The organism is Oligosphaera ethanolica, assembly GCF_030814695.1.
In the GTDB taxonomy this organism is placed as follows: Bacteria; Verrucomicrobiota; Lentisphaeria; order Oligosphaerales; family Oligosphaeraceae; genus Oligosphaera; species Oligosphaera ethanolica.
Genome location: NZ_JAUSVL010000001.1, coordinates 4,359,662 through 4,376,130, shown reverse-complemented (window position 1 = coordinate 4,376,130; position 16,469 = coordinate 4,359,662). Strand labels below are relative to the sequence as shown.

Here is a 16,469-nt window from a genome sequence, read left to right as displayed (position 1 = left end):
AAAGGAATCACTTTTGTGCCATCTGCCGGAGCACAACAACGGCCTCTGCTTCACCAAACCACTCACGAGGAAAAGTCTTCAAACCGTTGTTCTTCATAACCATTTCCTGCTCAATATAGGTAGCAGTGAGCACCTGCAGCGAGTTCGAGTCCTCCTTTTCAAAGGCCTCCACTATTTGCTTGTTGATCTTGCTCATATTGTCGTACGCTATTGCTATTGTCTTCAGCTTCTGGGCCATGGCTGGTTTATTATCGGCAAGAGCCCTGTTGGCCTTTTCCAGGTGCCCCTGAGCCTCACGTTGATTCCATACGAACATCTGCTTGTTAGACTCGGACACAAAGGTGTATATCGCCTTGAAAATCTTACGGTGGTCGGGATTTTTCTGCCTGACTGCCGCTTGGGCATTTTTGTGAACCATCAGATGCTGTCGTTGCAACTTGGTCAGCTTGTCATTTTCCTGCGAATAGCAGCAAAAGGACATCAAAAGAAAAAAAAGAGAAAGCAAGCCTACTGCACGCATATTTTAGTCCTCCAAGAGCTGCATCTGTACGACCTTGTACTCATTCCGCCAGGCGTCGCGAACAATGTGCGCCAATATCCGCTGCGTACCTAATCTCGAATAATAGTTTTTTGAACCAGAGGGATATTCAATGGGGTTGATAGCTGTTTGCTGCACTTGCGCCCAAGTGGCATCAGTAACACCCTCTAGCTCTTTCAACGCCTGCCCCACCACCAACACCGAGTACTTGTCCACCCGCGTCGTCAGCAAGTTCGCCGTGCGACCAATCAAGGCCTCGCGTTCGCGATCATTGGCAGGTTCCGTAGTATACAACCCACTTGAGGGAATACGCGAAGCAAAGACTCCGCGATTTTCTGATACTGTATTATCAAGAGTCACAGGTACTAAGTAGCCCGACGTTGAATAACTGCAGCTGCCATCGTAAGGATCCGATATGCTTATCCCTTTTAGCAGTTCAACAAAAGCTGAGGGATTGGTGCTGTTTGCATTAAATTTACCCTTCGTTTTCTTGAGTGGCCCAATCTTGACTTGGTCCAAGATGGCAGCATCACCCGCCGCATACGTGCCGCCAGAAGCACTAAAAGCTGTCAGATTAAGCGTCTGAAACGGCTCGCCACGATGAATCGCACCTAATTCCCACAACGACCTGAATGGACGGTTGGCTATAAAAGCAGTGGAAAAAGTCTTGTCAGCCGTACTAAAATCTATATTTGCGTAATCTTCATAATCATAATCAGAACCAGACGGTGTTGTGTTAAGAGAATTCTTTTGACCCAATGATTTATTAGTTGTACTTACTAACCATGTCCAATTGACAGAGTTTGGGTTATTGTTACATCTAGGATCACTCACTTCAGCATATATGTAACTACTATATCCCATCGATGGAAACCCAACACTTGACGATGTACACAAAATCAAGGTGTCTTTTTCAGCATAAGCAACATCAAAAATTTGTTCATTGTCAACAGTAATACTTTGGCCATACAGTAAGACAAAAGAAATATCAGTGAAACTAATGTCTACATTGGGATCGCTAGCATACTCAACTGTATCATCTTCATAAATAGTAACGCTACTTGAACTAACTGGAATAGAAAAATAAGTCGATCCGGCGGAAAAATCTCCAGAAGAAACAACTTTTTGCCAGGCTGTCTCAGGTATAGGAACTAGAGGAGAAGAGCCAATTTGAATATTTCCGCGAAGAATAAGCTTGTAGACACCACTAGCATCAGTTGGTGCTGATGGGTAAATATTAATCATTTCACAGTCAGAATCTACATCGATCTTAAAATGAAACTTTGTGCCATCAACAGATGGAACCTTAATAATCTTGAATGAAAGTTTCACTTCGTTCCCATACGCAACTCTCTCATTGCCACAATACGTAGGAACCGCCCCTGCCCACGTCGCATCCGTCGTCGCAAACGAATCGCTATCACAAAAATCAACCATGTTGGCGGCGACTTGATGTGCAAGAGAAGCTCCCGAAGTATCCACAATACTATTCAAGTAGGGAATCATAGTTGCATGCAGAGACAAATCAGAAATATCTGGAGATGAACCTGATGAAACCAGCGTATCGACCAAACCTTGTGCCCCAGTCAACGTCCCTCCGTGATGCCAGCCGCTCTGAAGTGGGTTGACAATGTATCTAGTGGGCGGTGTAGAAGTATCTGTGGGGTCTGGAATATAAAAATCTAATGCGCTACTACTTCTCCATTCAAAGCCGGTTATGTCGAACCTCTGGAGTTCTGTTGAGCCGTCCCAATACGCTTCTATGTCATCGCCACTGAAGAATGTGTATTTAAAAACATCAGTAGCAAAAATAGCAGAGGGATCATATGCGCCCTTGCTTGTGTCTGCATGGCCAAGGCAATTCCATAAATGTAGATACGAAAACCATTGGGCTTTTGTAGATGAAAAGCCACTCGGTAAGGCTGAGTAGTAGCGATAGTCCGCACGAATTTCTTGCATTTGCAAACCAAGCCGGACTGTCTCTTGCTCAAAGCTCCCACCACTAAAATTCATTGTCGCATAGGTTCCATCTCCGCATATATCATAGAAAAAATGTTCATATGCAGTATCAGTTGAATAAAATGGCGCAAGTACCTCTTGACCGGTAATAATAAAAGGCACTCTTGAATTTAATGATACTATTTGATTCACATCAAGTTTATTAGCATCCTCAATAACTAGGAAAGCTATCCGGCCAATGATTTCCCCACCAGATGAAATATCTTGATAACCACGCTGTGTGGGCAAGTCGGAATCAATGTGCTCAGTGATTGGTAGTGCTTTATTGAAATGCCCCAAGCCAAGAAATTTGTCCAGATTTGCCAAATCTTGAGCTGATATAGTCCCGCTTCCTTGTTTGCTCACGAGATAGTCTTGTCGCCATGAAGGAGTTACAATCGTATCCTGATGGTATGTGAAAACGAATCCATTGCCATCATCAGGATAATTCGCTGCCTGCCTCTCAATTGGCGGGTACGCGTTGGTAAAGTTGAGCTTCATAGCCGCCTTCACGCGTTCTAACGCAGATTCGGCCAAGAGCCGCGCCTTGATCTGGTCGGCATTGACCTTGGCAACTTGGCGTCTTGTTCGCGCACTGAAAGCAAAACTCATGGCCATTATGAGCACTAATGATAGAATGCCCAAGGTCAGAAGCAATGCTGACCCGCGTTGTTTGTTTATTCTTATGCTGCGCATTTCAGCTTCCTCATGCCACTACAAACTTCGTTTTATTGCCATTGAGTGAGATTAATTATATCGCCAAAATTACTATTCACTATTTGTTGCTTTAATTCCGTGATAAGTTGCTTAAGAATTAACGAATGAAAATCAGTTTTGTAAATGTCCGCGCGGTTTCTGTTTTTTTGTTATTTACTGGATCACTGTCAACTGCTAATCCAGTACTTATCAATCGTTCAACAGCCTGCGCATCATATGCGACAATAGTAACTTTGACAACATTTGGTACAGATTTAAAGAAATATGTGTTTGGTATAGGAGAAGCAGTATTGGACGGTAAAAAATTCAACTGAATACTTTCAATTCCTTTGGCAATTACGTTTTTCAAAGTCGTATCGGCCTCAACAGAAGTAAGAATGGCAACATAATTCGCGGCTTGCCCCGAGTAAGCAATTGGATCAAACCCATAAAACGAATGCGGACTATATGATCCTATAGGTGAATCAAAGACATAACGGGACAACTCGTTGTTAGACAGGGCATATAGAGTCATATATGTGCCAACACTACCAGAACCAGCCAAATCAGTTGTAACAAAAAACAACTTGTTGGTAAGAAATCCATTTAAGTCCAACTGGACTCCCATGGGTATGGAGTGACCGGGATAATCTTCATCACAAATGAAGTTAATAGCCTGCAAATCATTCTCAACTAACTCCATTACAAGTTGAGCTTGGTCGAATATATCTGCTGTGCTCTCTGACGCCGACCAAATGCGCTGGGCGCCGATGACGAATTGGAAGAGGAAGCTCATCATGATGACCAAGATCGCCATGGCGACCAGGATTTCCACGAGGGTATAGCGTCTTGTTTTATGTGCGACCGGCCTGTTCATAGGGTGCGCATCCTTGTGTAATTATTAGTTCAAATGCCGCGTTATGGCGCCACGTAATTGGGGTTAAACACCTCAAGAGAGTAGTAGCCTTTCTGACGACTGGCATAGGGGAGCTCAGCCGGCCACGTTACTTCGATATTTAAGGTAATTCCTATGTTTTGGTTTCCCACGATACTTATATCGGTCAGCCACACGAACATAATCGAACGAAAATCTATGTTTTCGGAAGTTAGCGACGGCGTTGTTCCCCGGTCACTTATCACTTGGTACACACCACTTGCTGTACTGTGCTTGAAGATCGTGTCCATTTCAGGCTCGGCCCCCCCCCAACCAGCACCGGTTGTTATGGAGTCATCCTGGGGATTGGTAGCGGGTACGATCCCAGTATCCCAAGACGTGATCATTTTGTATTTCAGCATATGCAGCATTTGGTCGGCGGCGTGTGCGGCGTAGGTTTCCATGGCGGCATCGCGGGTGGCGGCGGACCCGACGGGGAAGAGGACCATGATGCTGGTGATGCCGATGGCGCAGACGCCGAGGGCCAGCATGATCTCGATCATATTGAAGGGATGTTTTCTTTTCATCCGGGTGTCCTCGTGCGCGGGTGGATAATTAGAAGAGGTAGCGGATCTGGCCGGTGAAGGCGTTGATTTCCATGACGCGGATGTTGAATTTGTTTTCGCGGAGGATGGTGCCCTCGGGCGCCGCGCCCTCCAGGATGGTCACGTAGGTTCTTTGCACGCAACGCCCGTTGGGTTTGAAGATGACTGCGCGGACGCCAGTGAATTGTGGAGGATCTGGAGGGGAAGTTGGATTGTCTGCATCCAAGTCCATTTTTGCTGTGCCACTACCGTCGACCACCCTTGTGAAGGTTCCATCGCCGATTGACCAGCTGGTGCCGGCAGGAGCGGGGGGATCAGCGGTCGTTAACTCACTACGGTCATCATCCGCCTCGGCGATGACCGTGCCGGTGGGGAGGAAAGACCATTCGGTGCCTTCGACCCAATCTTCGAAAGTGTAGGTAGTGCCGTTGAAATTGACTTTTGCCGCGCGGAAGCTCTGGTACCTGTAGAGATTCTCGTCGGCGGTGTCTTTGTTGAAATGCTGCCCCGGCATGATGACGGCGATGCATTGGCGTCTTGAGATTGCTTCGGCGCGAGCGAGGCTGAGTTGTGAGGACAGCATGCGGGCGGCGGCGTCCACGCCGCTGCCTACGGCCAGCTTCTGGAAAGCCGGCACCGAAAAGGCCAAGATAATGCTGACAATCACGATGACCACCATCAATTCGACCATGGTGAAATGTCGGCGCAATGCCTGCGGACGGCTCGCGGCCGCTGCTGTGATGGCGTGGTATTCCCGCATGGAATGGGGCCTTTCGTACTGGTTGTCGCCTGTGCTGAACTTAGCTGCTATCAGTATAGCAATTTTATATCAATATGGCAAGTTCACCGGCTGAGTTATTTGCAGGAGCGACCAAATCGCTAGGCCCGGGCCGGCGGGGAGCACCACAACCGCAAGAGGGGCGCGGGACGCAGGACGGGCGCGGGTTTTGTCCGGTGCCTCGCGGCTTGCCGCGAGGGTAGTAAACCCGGGAACGCTTACGCAAGGCCGATCGGGTGTCGTGCGAGGAGCTGGCCCCATGCGACGGTGCGGGCGAGACGCCCGCACCACGGCCGGGAAACACACGCGCGAATCGGTAGCACCACGGCATGCCGTGGCGCGGGACGCCCGCACCACAACCGCAAGACGCACGCGGGACGAGGACGGCCGGGATTTGTCCGGTGCCTCGCGGCTTGCCGCGAGGGTAGTAATCCCGGGAACGCTTACGCAAGGCTGATCGGATGTCAGTGAGGACCTGGACCCATGCGACGGTGCGGGCGAGACGCCCGCACCACAACCGCTAGACGCACGCGCGACGAGGACGGCCGAGACGCCCGCACCACAACCGCAAGACGCACGCGGGACGAGGACGGCCGGGATTTGTCCGGTGCCTCGCGGCTTGCCGCGAGGGTAGTAATCCCGGGAACGCTTACGCAAGGCTGATCGGATGTCAGTGAGGACCTGGACCCATGCGACGGTGCGGGCGAGACGCCCGCACCACAACCGCTAGACGCACGCGCGACGAGGACGGCCGAGACGCCCGCACCACAACCGCAAGACACACGCGGGACGAGGACGGGCGGTATCTGTCCGGTGCCTCGCGGCTTGCCGCGAGGGTAGTAAACCCGGGAACGCTTACGCAAGGCCGATCGGGTGTCATGTGAGGACCTGGCCCCATGCGACGGTGCGGGCGAGACGCCCGCACCACAACCGCGAAACGCACGCGCGAGGCAGGGACGGGCGGGACGCCCGCACCACAACCGCAAGACGCACGCGGGACGAGGACGGCCGGGATTTGTCCGGTGCCTCGCGGCTTGCCGCGAGGGTAGTAATCCCGGGAACGCTTACGCAAGGCTGATCGGATGTCAGTGAGGACCTGGACCCATGCGACGGTGCGGGCGGGACGCCCGCACCACAACCGCGAAACGCGCGCGCGACTCGGTAGCGCCACGGCATGCCGTGGCGCGGGACGCCCGCACCACAACCGCGAAACGCACGCGCGGCTCGGTAGCGCCACGGCATGCCGTGGCGCGGGACGCCCACTCTCCACGGCCGGGAGAGGGGCAAGCGAGGCAGGACGGCCGGGATAGCGGCCAGGTACGGTCGGCGTGGATGACTGAGGCGGGTCAATGAGCCGTCTCGCCGGAGTGGGCGAGACGCCCACTCCACGGCCGGGAAACGCACGCGCAACTCGGTAGCGCCACGGCATGCCGTGGCGCGAGACGCCCGCTCCACGACCGGGAGCCCCGCGTTCTGGCGGCTGGCGCGACGCGCCAGCCGCCAGAACGCGGGGAGATGGGATAGGTGGGAGAGCGCGAGAGGGAGGAAAGGGGCGAGCCCCTTTCCTCCCTCTCGCAAAACCCTCCCCCACGCCCCCCGTCCCCGTCCTTACAGCGCGGCGATAGCGGCGAGCAATGCGATGCCGCTGGCCATGGCGAGGAGATCACGCGGGAGGATATCGTAGCGTTTGTAGGCGCAGCCGCGTTTACGGCAGTTGAAGCCGCGCAGTTCGACGGCGATGGCGCCGCTTTCGATCTTGCGCACGGACGATATGAGCAGCGGCACGCACAAGGGCAGGATCAGGCGGATTTTGCGGAAAAAGTTGCGGGTGTCGAATTCGACGCCGCGGGCGGTCTGGGCTTCCATGATTTCGGCCATTTCGTGAGCAAAGATGGGAATGAAGCGCACGGCGGTCATGAGGGTGAAGCTGTATTTGTAGGGCACGTGGAGTTTTTCGACCAGGACGGCCGCGATGTCATTCATCGGGGTGACCGACAGGACCAGCGCGAGGGGCATGGTCGCGCCCATGAGCCGCATCACGAACAGCAGCGAGAAGGACACGCCGAGGTCGGTCACCAGCAGCCCGAAGGGCAGCCGCAACAACACGGCGCCATCGCGGACAAAGAGGACCTGCAGCACAAACAAAAACAGCGAAAATTTCACCAGCGCGCGCAACATGTGGCAGCTGCGCCGCAGCACCTGCCGGCCGGCCACCGCCGCCAACAGCACATTCAACGCCATGACGCCCGCGACCACCCAGTGCGAGTCGCTCACAAAACAACACACGCAGAGCACAAATGACAAACACAACTTGGTCAGCGGATTGAGTCGATGCAAGATCGACTCGCCAGCGATGTAATCCAAATAACCACCCATAGTGAGGTCCCTTTTTCCTTATGATGCAGTCGCGCTCACGGCGGCGACCATGTCGTCGACGGTGTGGACATTGTTGAAGCCCATGCGCAGGGCCAGGGCGGTGATCTGCGAGGGGAGGAGCTTGGCCTGAGCGAGCAGCGCCGGGTCGGCCATGATCTGATCTTTGGGGCCGTCACCGAGGAGCCGGCCCTGATTGAGCACGAGGACGCGCCGGGCGAAGTCCTGGACGATTTCCATGTCGTGGCTGACCATCAGCACGGTGGTGCCGGCGTCATTGAGGGCCTGAATCTGCTCCATGATTTGCATGCATTCGCGGTAGTCCAGGCCGGTGGTGGGCTCGTCGAGAATGAGCATGGGCGGGCGGCAGGCGATAAGCGACGCCAGGGCGATGCGCTGCCGTTCGCCGCGACTCATGCTGAAGGGGTCCGCCGCGCCATCAAACCCGAAGGCGGCGAGCACGTCGTCACAACGGCACTGGCACTCGGCGGCATCGGCGAGGACATTTTCGAGCCCGAACATGATTTCGGCGCGGATGCTGTTCTGGCAGATTTGCCGGTCGGGGTTCTGGAAGAGGAAACCGACCTTTCGCGCCAGGGCGCTGGTGCGCAGGCCGCGGGTATCATCGCCATCGAGCAACACGTGGCCACGACTGGGCTTGAGGAGGCCATTGCAGAGTTTGCTGATGGTGCTCTTGCCCGCGCCATTGGCGCCAATGAGGGCCACGAAGTCGCCGGCGACCAGGCGAAAAGAGACGTCGTTGATGGTGGTCGCCTCGGCATATTCAAAACTGACGTGGTCGAATTCAATCATAATACTTTTTTATCCACAGATTACGCAGATTAACGCAGATTATTTTTTTAGGGTGGGCTTTTTGGGGGGGAATTCAATCATGGGTATTATTTATCCACAGATTACGCAGATTAACGCAGATTATTTTTTTAGGGTGGGCTTTTTGGGGGGGATGAGAGATGGGACGTATGGGACGTATGGGACGTATGGGACGTATGAGGAGCCTGAGCTGTCTATTTTATCTATCAAAAAAAATCTGTGTTAATCTGCGTAATCTGTGGATAGAAAAAAATCTGCGTAATCTGTGGATAGAAAAAAATCTGCGTAATCTGTGGATAGAAAAAAATCTGTGTTAATCTGCGTAATCTGTGGATAGAATGGTCTTGAGCATGACTTCGGCCTCGTCGATATTCAATGGCAACGGCCCATCGTAGAGGCCCGCTGCGCGTAGGCGGTTGGCCAGAGTGACCACGCGCGGCACATTGACGCCGATGGCCTCCATCTCGTCGCTGTGCGCCAGGACTTCGCGCACCGCGCCGGCGTGGGCAATACGCCCCTGCTCCATCACCACCAGCTTGCGCACGAATTCGCAGAGCAGCATGATCTTCTGCTCGACGACGACGATGGTCAGGCCAAAGCGCTCATTGAGCTCGCGCAACATGCTGAAGATATGCCGGCTGCTCTGCGGATCGAGCTCGCCGGTCGGTTCGTCCAACAGCACGATGGACGGCCGCAAAGCCACGATCGCCGCGATGGCCACCTTCTGTTTTTCGCCGCCGCTCAGCGAACGAATCATCCGATAACGCAAGGGCCCGATGCCGACCATCGCCAGTGCTTCGTCAATCCGCCCGCCAATCTCCGCGCGCGGCACGCCAAAATTCTCCAGGCCGAAGGCCATCTCGTCTTCCACCAGCGAAGCGACCATCTGCGCGTCGATGTCCTGAAAAACGCTACCGATTTTCGCCGACAGCTGTTCGGGACTGCTATCGACCGTGTCCATGCCGTCGACGAGCACCTGCCCGTAGAAATCGCCCGTGAAATGATGCGGGACAATACCGTTCAACGCGTAGGTCAGCGTCGATTTGCCGGCACCGCTGGTGCCGATGATGCCGACGAAATCGCCGTCGGCGATGTCCAGATTGATATTGTCTAGCGCCGCCCGTTTGGCGCCCTTGTACTGAAAACGCAGTCCCCTGATTGAAATCATCTGAATGCCTTTATGCCCCCTGCCGACCCTTCAGTGCCAGTTTCATCGGCACATACAACATCTGCACGATAATCGCGTTGATCAGCGCCGTCCCCCAAATAATGGCCAAAAAGGCCGCCAGCGGCGTCGGCTTGATGTCAGCCCCACTAAAATACATCAGATACATCACGCCGACAAAGGTGAAACCACTGCAAAGTGTACTTAAAAAGGTACAGACCACCGGCGCCGCCGACACCTTGCCAACGCGCATCGGGATCTTCAGCAACAAGACCATCGCTACCGCCCCAACCGCCTCGCTCGCAAAATTGATGTAGGGCTGACCTGGAAAAAACTGACACACCGCGCCAGCCAAAAGTCCGATGATCAGCGCTTCATGTAAACGCGGCCGAATCAACAACAGCGCCAGGCAATACATCGCAATGATGAAATTCGGCTTCATGCCAAAGTTAATCACCGAGCCAACAAAGAACTTCAACACCGCGCCCGCCGCCAACAACACGCCAATCAATAGCATATCCGATATGCTCAGGCCATGCCGCGCTTTCACCACGACCTCCCGCTTGCCCATCACCGCCGCGTCCGCCGCCACTGTCTCCGCCTGCGTACCCATTGTCCCGACCCTTCTCCAGCGCTTCCGCGCCAGGATGATTGCCTCATATACATTGCTTTCTACGCCCAACGCCGCCGCTGATCTTTTTGTTCTAGTCGATTAGAACACAGCGGGGCAAAAAAAACCATGCCCAGCAGGCATGACAACACCTACAGTAACGCTGCATGCAAATTTGTCAAGCCATTTCGCTACATCGAAACAAAAATATAACGGGCCGCAGCGGGCCGCAGCGAGGAGGGAATATCGGGAGGATAAGAATAAAGCTCCTGAACCGGTGCTGGTTCAGGAGCTTAGGAAGATGGTGCCCTCGGGCGGATTCGAACCGTCGACCAACTGATTAAGAGTCAGCATTCTTTAGACTCAAAAAACGGCCTTGTTGTGTCGTGACTGTGATAATTTCGCCAATACCATTTACAGCCGTTCAACACGCGGGGCATGCGGCAAAAACAGCCTAGAACGGCGGCGGCTCACGCGTCCAGTCAGCCGCCAGATAATCTGCCAAGAGCACCTCGGCCTCAAGCAGACGCGGCACGGGAATTACCTGGTGGCCGTCCGGGCGCAGATGGATAATGTTCATCCGCGTGGACATATGTCCCGGAATATAGGCGTCTCGTTTCAATATGCGCTCGTAAAGGTTGAGCTGCAAGGCATACTTCACAAATTCACAATCATCAAGGTGGGCGATGGGATCGAGACACTTTGTCCCGTAGGCGTTGCGTTGCTGAATTTTCTCGTTCGTCTTCCAGTCGCAGACCATGACCTCACGGCCGCGAATGAACATGGCGTCAACCGTGCCAGCAAGACGCAAGAAGCCGCTAAAAACCATCTTCTCGGCAGCGTAGGGCTCCCAGCCATGGGCGAGGATGTCCTGGAACGCCAGCCAGCCGGACTGCATGATGGCGTGCTCACGTTCATCCACCGGCCGATGTGGCGGTCCCGATGCGTTCATCAGGGCCTCCTGATTCTCGTGGACCCGAGTCCCGAGGATGCACGATGCGTCACGCTTTGCTTCCCACTCGGCGAGTACAGCCTCCTTCGACACGCCGTGCTTTGCGGCCGTCTTGCCGGCCATCGCCTCCGCGTCGAACTTGGGCAGATAGTGCCCGACAAACTGCGTGACCGACGGCAACGGGTCCGAGAATTGCCAGTCATAGCCCGCTGACATGCGATACTCGTGTGTTTCCTCGTTGAATAACAGTTCAACGTCCGTATCAAGCTGTGGGTGCTTTGCCTTCTTCATACCTTGCCTCTCCCTTTATGACTGGTTTCCCGCGATTGAGGAAGCCTACGATTTTTGCCTTTTGGCGATCCGCCTGCTCCCCTACCCACATAATGCCCGAGCGCCGCAGGCTGTTCATGGTGGACCTGGGGAACCGATCCAGAATCTTGTCGAAGTGGGGGGTCATGCCCTCCCGGGCGAAGTTCCTGCAGTCCTGGCAGGTCACCCGGCGTTCGAGGATGTCCTTGGTCCAATTCTTGAACAGGTCGGAATAAATCCACACGCAATCCTCCGCAGGATTGATGCCGGGTATTTCCGCAAGGGCCGCCCGGACGGAGTCGATAATCTGGTAGCACTCGTCCAGCTCCACGTTTGCCGTTTCGCGCGAGTCGCGCATGTGCTCAACGATGGTCGTATATGTGGTTTCGTCGAAGCACATAGCCTGCAGCACCTCACGCTCGAACTCAGCGTGGCGGGTAGCAGGCGGGATTTCAAATGGCTGATGTTTTTCCAGGATGTCCAGGATATCGGCGAAGATTTGCATGCGGTTGTCCGTGATGTAAGAATTCACCATGTCGTTCCACCGGCCCAGGTTGTGCTCCGGCCGCTGCAGGGACACGAAGAAGCTCCGGCCGGACAGGTCGGTGTCCAGGCGTGCGCCATTTGAGGTGATAACCCACGTGATGTCATTGGGGCGCTGCTCCTCGCCAGCGGAATATGGGGCACGACCGCTGAGCATCCGGGCAGTAATCCAGTCCGCCAGGACCTCATTGTGAAACTCACCCTGGACGTTGTCAATCAGGGCAATTTTTGACTTGCGGCCGCTGGACGAAATCAGGCGCTTGATGATTTCCTCGGGATGGTTATCGATATCCCGCCGGCTCATGCGGATGGGAGAGCACCTGTAGAGATCGGCCAGGGTTTCCACCAGGGTTGTTTTACCGACCTTGGTGCCAGCCACGGAGTCAATCACCCAACTGGGACGCGAGCAGTTCCGTCGGTACCAGATCGGCGCCGCGAAGAAGCACCGCAGCATCGGCCGCTGCCAGGGAAAGGCTGGGCAAAAGAAGTCGAGGAACTTCTCGAACACCTCGTGATTCGGCGACGGCTCAGGCAAATCGCTGAAAGTGTAGTAGACGTCAGGATTCTCAGGATAGCCAGGCACGTCGCTGATGGCCTCAAAACGCCGCGCTGTGGCGAAGACAGACTCGTAGAACTCGCGCTTAACGACCAGGCCGGTCCCGTTTTTCCATTGATAGTTTTGCTTCGTTTTGCGCTGGAGCCACTCGAAGAATTTGTCCGGCGAGGTGATCTCGTAAATTTCCCGACTGTCCTTGTCGTGATCAAAAAGGGTCGTTGAGCCAAGGCGATACGGATAACCCAGCAGGCGGCGCGACGAGTCCACAAGCATCTCCTGGATGCCGACGGGCTCATGATTGATCTGGTCGCCGACCTTGACCACCCGAAAGTTTTTGAATGGCGTCTTGTTGAGTTCCTTGGCGTCATGGAGCATCGCCGGCGTAACCATCCCAGGCCGCAACGGACGGTAGAGCGGCGCAGAGTTGACCATCGTCAGGAAATCGGCGTTGGTGTGGTTTTTCAGGAAGTAGTCGGTGACGTCCCCCTTGGCTGCCCTGCTCGGAAGGATGACCTTGAGCGCCCGAGCACGCTTACACAACGACTGGGCAACACGCTCGATGTGGATATAACCCTTCTCGTCGTTGTCGCCCAGGATGACAACATCTTTGCCGGCCAGCAGCTCGGAAAATTCCTCGCGCCACTTGCCCGCACCACCGCTGCAGGTGGTGGCCACAAAACCACGACTGTTCAGCGTGTCGGCGTCTTTTTCCCCCTCGACCACGTACACCCTGCCGGCCGCCAGCACATTAGGCAAATTGTACATGATGGGCTTGATGCCCTTGATTCCCCAGCCTGCCTCGGTCTTCTGCAGGAATTCCTTCGTGCAGCTACCGTTGGCGACCTTTTCCAAGCGAACGACGGTATAAATGATGTTACCATCGGCGTCACGGTAGTGATAATCGGCAACGCGCAGGAAGCCCTGCGAGATCAACTCATCATAGCGATTTGCTGGCGCTGACGGCAAGACCGCCAGGCCAACCGGCAGAAACGCCGCCGGATTGGCTTGTTTCTCCGCGTTTGCCGGCGCGGCAACAGCAGCAGTCGTCATTGCACGCGTCGCGCGTTTTTTCGGCGTCAGTGAGCGCGCATTGGCCTTCTGCGTGCGATCCAGATCGGGACAATAGCGGTCGCCCAGCTCGTTAGCGGCATCCTCGAGCGATATCCCCCGGGCGATGGACAGCAACGTCGCGGGCCCGCCGTGATCCTCGGTCTTGTGGTCGCGGAAACAGCCGTCCTCGTAGAATTCGACATTTGGGTTTTTTCCCCCGCGCCACACGGCGACGCAACGAGTCCCAGATATCGTCACCCCCAGCTCGCGCTCGGCTACCTCGCGCGCTGACACCCGTTGGCGTAGCTCGTCCAGATCGTATTTCATCATCGGTTTGCCTATCCCATGATTTCTGCCAAGAGCTTCATGACCGTATTCCGGTTGGTCACGCGGCGGATGGCGTTTGAAAATGCAGACAGCTCGCCCAGAATGAGGCATTCCTGCCTGGCGCGAGTTATAGCGGTGTAGGTCATAGCGCGGTCGAGTAACGCGAAGGCGTCCCGCGAGAGGACAACAAAAACAACCTTCCGATACTGGGACCCTTGCGATTTATGCACTGTCAATGCATACGCCAGCTTGAAATTTTTTACCCAGTCCCGTGGCACCTCGACATCGTGTGTCTCTTCAATTTCCCCATTCGGCCGACATGGAAAGTCCGTTCTGATATGCATCCGGCCGGAACCGTCCACAGAGTGAACAGTCGCCGTGGTACCGTTCCAGATATCGAGGTCCGGGTTGTTTTTCGTGTTGATCACGCGGTCACCCGGCCGGAAGCGTTCCCCGTCGGTGTGTGGATTGACGATCTCGACAATGTCCGCATTCAATGGCGCAATTGCCGCTGCGCCGCTCGTTTCGTCGTCATTCCGAGGCGACAAGATGATGTCCTGCTGAAAATCGAATTCCCCCGCCTTGGCCATCTGTAGGATATAGGCGTGAGTTTCGCGCGGTCCGCCGGTGTTGCGCATTTCCCATCGCTCCTGCGCCGTGTGGTCCTTCTGACAGGGCGTCTGGCCCTGGCGAACGAGCAACGCCGCACGATAGACAGCCTCGGTCGCCCTGTAGCAGGTGGTCAGATTATGGACCAACTCAGGCATGAGCGCGATGACGTCGTGGAATGGCTGCCCGGGGCCGACCGGCGGAAGCTGCGCCTCGTCGCCGACCAGGATCAGCCGACGCGGGCTGCGGCGGATCAGCTCAGCCATCAGCGCGGAATTGACCATGCTCGCCTCGTCGATGATGACGTTATCGCGGTCCAGGCTGCCGGCGGTGAATCTGTCGCCATTCCATCCAAGCAGCCGGTGGATGGTTGACGCCTCGTGACCGGTCGCCTCGCGCATCCGGGCTGCGGCCTTGCCCGCGAAGGCGGCCAGGTGCACCGTTTCGCGGTCCGCCTCGAGTGCCTCGGTGATATTTTTGATGATGGTCGTTTTCCCCGTACCGGCGCCGCCGGTTATCACTGCCAGTCGGCGGCGAGAACAGGCGTGTGCAACAGCCGCCAGCTGATTGTCGTCGAGTTGAATGGTCATGCGGAAGCCCCTTTGCAAAAATCGTAAATGTCCTTCTCGGCGCGGAAGTGGACGCCGCTGATCAGCGCCTGACGTGCCGGCATCCCATAGAGCCGCTGATCCGCGAACATGGCGTGAATGATGTCGATTATTAGCGACTTGCCCACCCCAGGCAAACGCTGCGCGAGCTCGGCATCGAGCTCGAACCACGACACGGCCGTGTTGCCACGCTCGGTCAAAAGACCCATGCAATAGTGGATAGCGGCCTCAATGCGGCGCGAGTCGTTATCGCCGATCCCAAAGGCCTGGCGAACCTCACGATCCACTGACGTAAAGCCGAAATTGGGCAACTCAGCCAGGCGGTAGCAGTTGGCAGTGACGATGCCGACCATGTCAGCACCCCACGCGCCCCAGGCCGAGACGGCCATGCCCGGCGTGGCACCCTTGCTCATCAGCCACGCGATACTCCGGTGCTGTGCTTCCTTGAGCCGCAGCGTCTCGATGGTTTCGCGCAAGGCGCTGACCTTCTGCTCCGTCAAACCTTTGATGTCCCCTGCCTTGATATCACGCCAGTCATCGCCCTTGAGCTCCCAGACAGCTTCCTCAGTGGCCGGACCGAACCCCGGAGTGAGCTCACATGCGTAGCGGAGCATATCACGCTCGGCAACGGGCATATTGACCTCGGCCGAGGAAAATTTGAACTCACGCTGGCCGTTGTAGACCGCCCATGCGCCGTTCAGCTTCAGGTACTCGCCGACAGCCGGGCGAAAAATCATGTCGCCCTTGGCGGTGAGAGAACCGCGACCGCCGGCAAATTCAGCCTCGAGGATATACCATGCCTTGGTCTGGCCCTCGGCGCGGTTTTTGCGGTCGACGTCCTCCTTTGGGTAGCGGACCGCGTTCACCTTGATTTCGATGGTTTCCATTCGTTTTTTCTTTCCATGATTATCGCTTACTGGGTGGCGCTGGATGCATCGGCGTTTCCTTCGGCGGAACGAAAGAACGCGGCGGCAAAGGCGGTATCGGGTTGCGGCGTTCTTCTGGTATCGGCTGAGCAAAATGGCGCTTTTCAAACTGCGGGCAGAC

Annotated in this window: 13 protein-coding genes and 1 tRNA gene; all 14 read right to left on the bottom strand. The window is 55.4% G+C overall.

Features of this window, described 5'->3' with window-relative positions; translation table 11 throughout:
• Positions 1-7 precede the first annotated feature (7 nt).
• Positions 8-520, bottom strand: a complete 513-nt coding sequence (locus J3R75_RS15415; protein ID WP_307263321.1) for a hypothetical protein — start codon at positions 518-520, stop codon at positions 8-10.
• Between the two features lie 3 nt (positions 521-523).
• Positions 524-3,232 (bottom strand): hypothetical protein, encoded by a 2,709-nt coding sequence (locus J3R75_RS15410; RefSeq protein ID WP_307263318.1) that lies wholly within the window; start codon positions 3,230-3,232, stop codon positions 524-526.
• 118 nt (positions 3,233-3,350) lie between these two features.
• On the bottom strand, positions 3,351-4,109 hold the full coding sequence (locus tag J3R75_RS15405) for a PulJ/GspJ family protein (protein WP_307263315.1): 759 nt from the start codon (positions 4,107-4,109) through the stop codon (positions 3,351-3,353).
• A 41-nt stretch (positions 4,110-4,150) separates the two neighbouring features.
• On the bottom strand, positions 4,151-4,693 hold the full coding sequence (locus J3R75_RS15400; protein WP_307263312.1) for a type IV pilus modification PilV family protein: 543 nt from the start codon (positions 4,691-4,693) through the stop codon (positions 4,151-4,153).
• Between the two features lie 28 nt (positions 4,694-4,721).
• A complete protein-coding gene (locus J3R75_RS15395; protein ID WP_307263309.1) occupies positions 4,722-5,471 on the bottom strand; it encodes a prepilin-type N-terminal cleavage/methylation domain-containing protein in 750 nt (249 codons plus the stop codon).
• 1,626 nt (positions 5,472-7,097) lie between these two features.
• Positions 7,098-7,865: an energy-coupling factor transporter transmembrane component T family protein gene (locus J3R75_RS15390; protein ID WP_307263307.1), complete on the bottom strand. Its 768-nt coding sequence runs from the start codon at positions 7,863-7,865 to the stop codon at positions 7,098-7,100.
• Between the two features lie 18 nt (positions 7,866-7,883).
• Positions 7,884-8,675, bottom strand: a complete 792-nt coding sequence (locus J3R75_RS15385; RefSeq protein WP_307263305.1) for an energy-coupling factor ABC transporter ATP-binding protein — start codon at positions 8,673-8,675, stop codon at positions 7,884-7,886.
• 331 nt (positions 8,676-9,006) lie between these two features.
• Positions 9,007-9,861, bottom strand: a complete 855-nt coding sequence (locus J3R75_RS15380) for an energy-coupling factor ABC transporter ATP-binding protein (RefSeq protein WP_307263303.1) — start codon at positions 9,859-9,861, stop codon at positions 9,007-9,009.
• Positions 9,862-9,871: 10 nt separating this feature from the next.
• Positions 9,872-10,471: a tryptophan transporter gene (locus tag J3R75_RS15375; RefSeq protein WP_307263300.1), complete on the bottom strand. Its 600-nt coding sequence runs from the start codon at positions 10,469-10,471 to the stop codon at positions 9,872-9,874.
• 299 nt (positions 10,472-10,770) lie between these two features.
• Positions 10,771-10,843: transfer RNA gene (locus J3R75_RS15370), tRNA-Lys, on the bottom strand.
• Positions 10,844-10,922: 79 nt separating this feature from the next.
• On the bottom strand, positions 10,923-11,711 hold the full coding sequence (locus J3R75_RS15365) for a hypothetical protein (protein WP_307263297.1): 789 nt from the start codon (positions 11,709-11,711) through the stop codon (positions 10,923-10,925).
• A complete protein-coding gene (locus J3R75_RS15360; RefSeq protein WP_307263294.1) occupies positions 11,683-14,208 on the bottom strand; it encodes a hypothetical protein in 2,526 nt (841 codons plus the stop codon). Before J3R75_RS15360 ends, J3R75_RS15365 begins: the two co-directional genes overlap by 29 nt.
• An 8-nt stretch (positions 14,209-14,216) precedes the next feature.
• Complete coding sequence (locus tag J3R75_RS15355; RefSeq protein WP_307263291.1) at positions 14,217-15,404, bottom strand: ATP-dependent DNA helicase; 1,188 nt, start codon at positions 15,402-15,404, stop codon at positions 14,217-14,219.
• Entirely contained in the window at positions 15,401-16,456 is a 1,056-nt protein-coding gene (locus tag J3R75_RS15350; protein ID WP_307263288.1) for a helix-hairpin-helix domain-containing protein, read from the bottom strand. Before J3R75_RS15350 ends, J3R75_RS15355 begins: the two co-directional genes overlap by 4 nt.
• Between the last annotated feature and the right edge of the window lie 13 nt (positions 16,457-16,469).

Coding starts and splice junctions, on each gene's coding strand:
- J3R75_RS15415 (WP_307263321.1), bottom strand. CDS start 520: ATGCGTGCAGTAGGCTTGCTTTCTCTTTTTTTTCTTTTGATGTCCTTT.
- J3R75_RS15410 (WP_307263318.1), bottom strand. CDS start 3,232: ATGCGCAGCATAAGAATAAACAAACAACGCGGGTCAGCATTGCTTCTG.
- J3R75_RS15405 (WP_307263315.1), bottom strand. CDS start 4,109: ATGAACAGGCCGGTCGCACATAAAACAAGACGCTATACCCTCGTGGAA.
- J3R75_RS15400 (WP_307263312.1), bottom strand. CDS start 4,693: ATGAAAAGAAAACATCCCTTCAATATGATCGAGATCATGCTGGCCCTC.
- J3R75_RS15395 (WP_307263309.1), bottom strand. CDS start 5,471: ATGCGGGAATACCACGCCATCACAGCAGCGGCCGCGAGCCGTCCGCAG.
- J3R75_RS15390 (WP_307263307.1), bottom strand. CDS start 7,865: ATGGGTGGTTATTTGGATTACATCGCTGGCGAGTCGATCTTGCATCGA.
- J3R75_RS15385 (WP_307263305.1), bottom strand. CDS start 8,675: ATGATTGAATTCGACCACGTCAGTTTTGAATATGCCGAGGCGACCACC.
- J3R75_RS15380 (WP_307263303.1), bottom strand. CDS start 9,861: ATGATTTCAATCAGGGGACTGCGTTTTCAGTACAAGGGCGCCAAACGG.
- J3R75_RS15375 (WP_307263300.1), bottom strand. CDS start 10,471: ATGGGTACGCAGGCGGAGACAGTGGCGGCGGACGCGGCGGTGATGGGC.
- J3R75_RS15365 (WP_307263297.1), bottom strand. CDS start 11,711: ATGAAGAAGGCAAAGCACCCACAGCTTGATACGGACGTTGAACTGTTA.
- J3R75_RS15360 (WP_307263294.1), bottom strand. CDS start 14,208: ATGATGAAATACGATCTGGACGAGCTACGCCAACGGGTGTCAGCGCGC.
- J3R75_RS15355 (WP_307263291.1), bottom strand. CDS start 15,404: ATGACCATTCAACTCGACGACAATCAGCTGGCGGCTGTTGCACACGCC.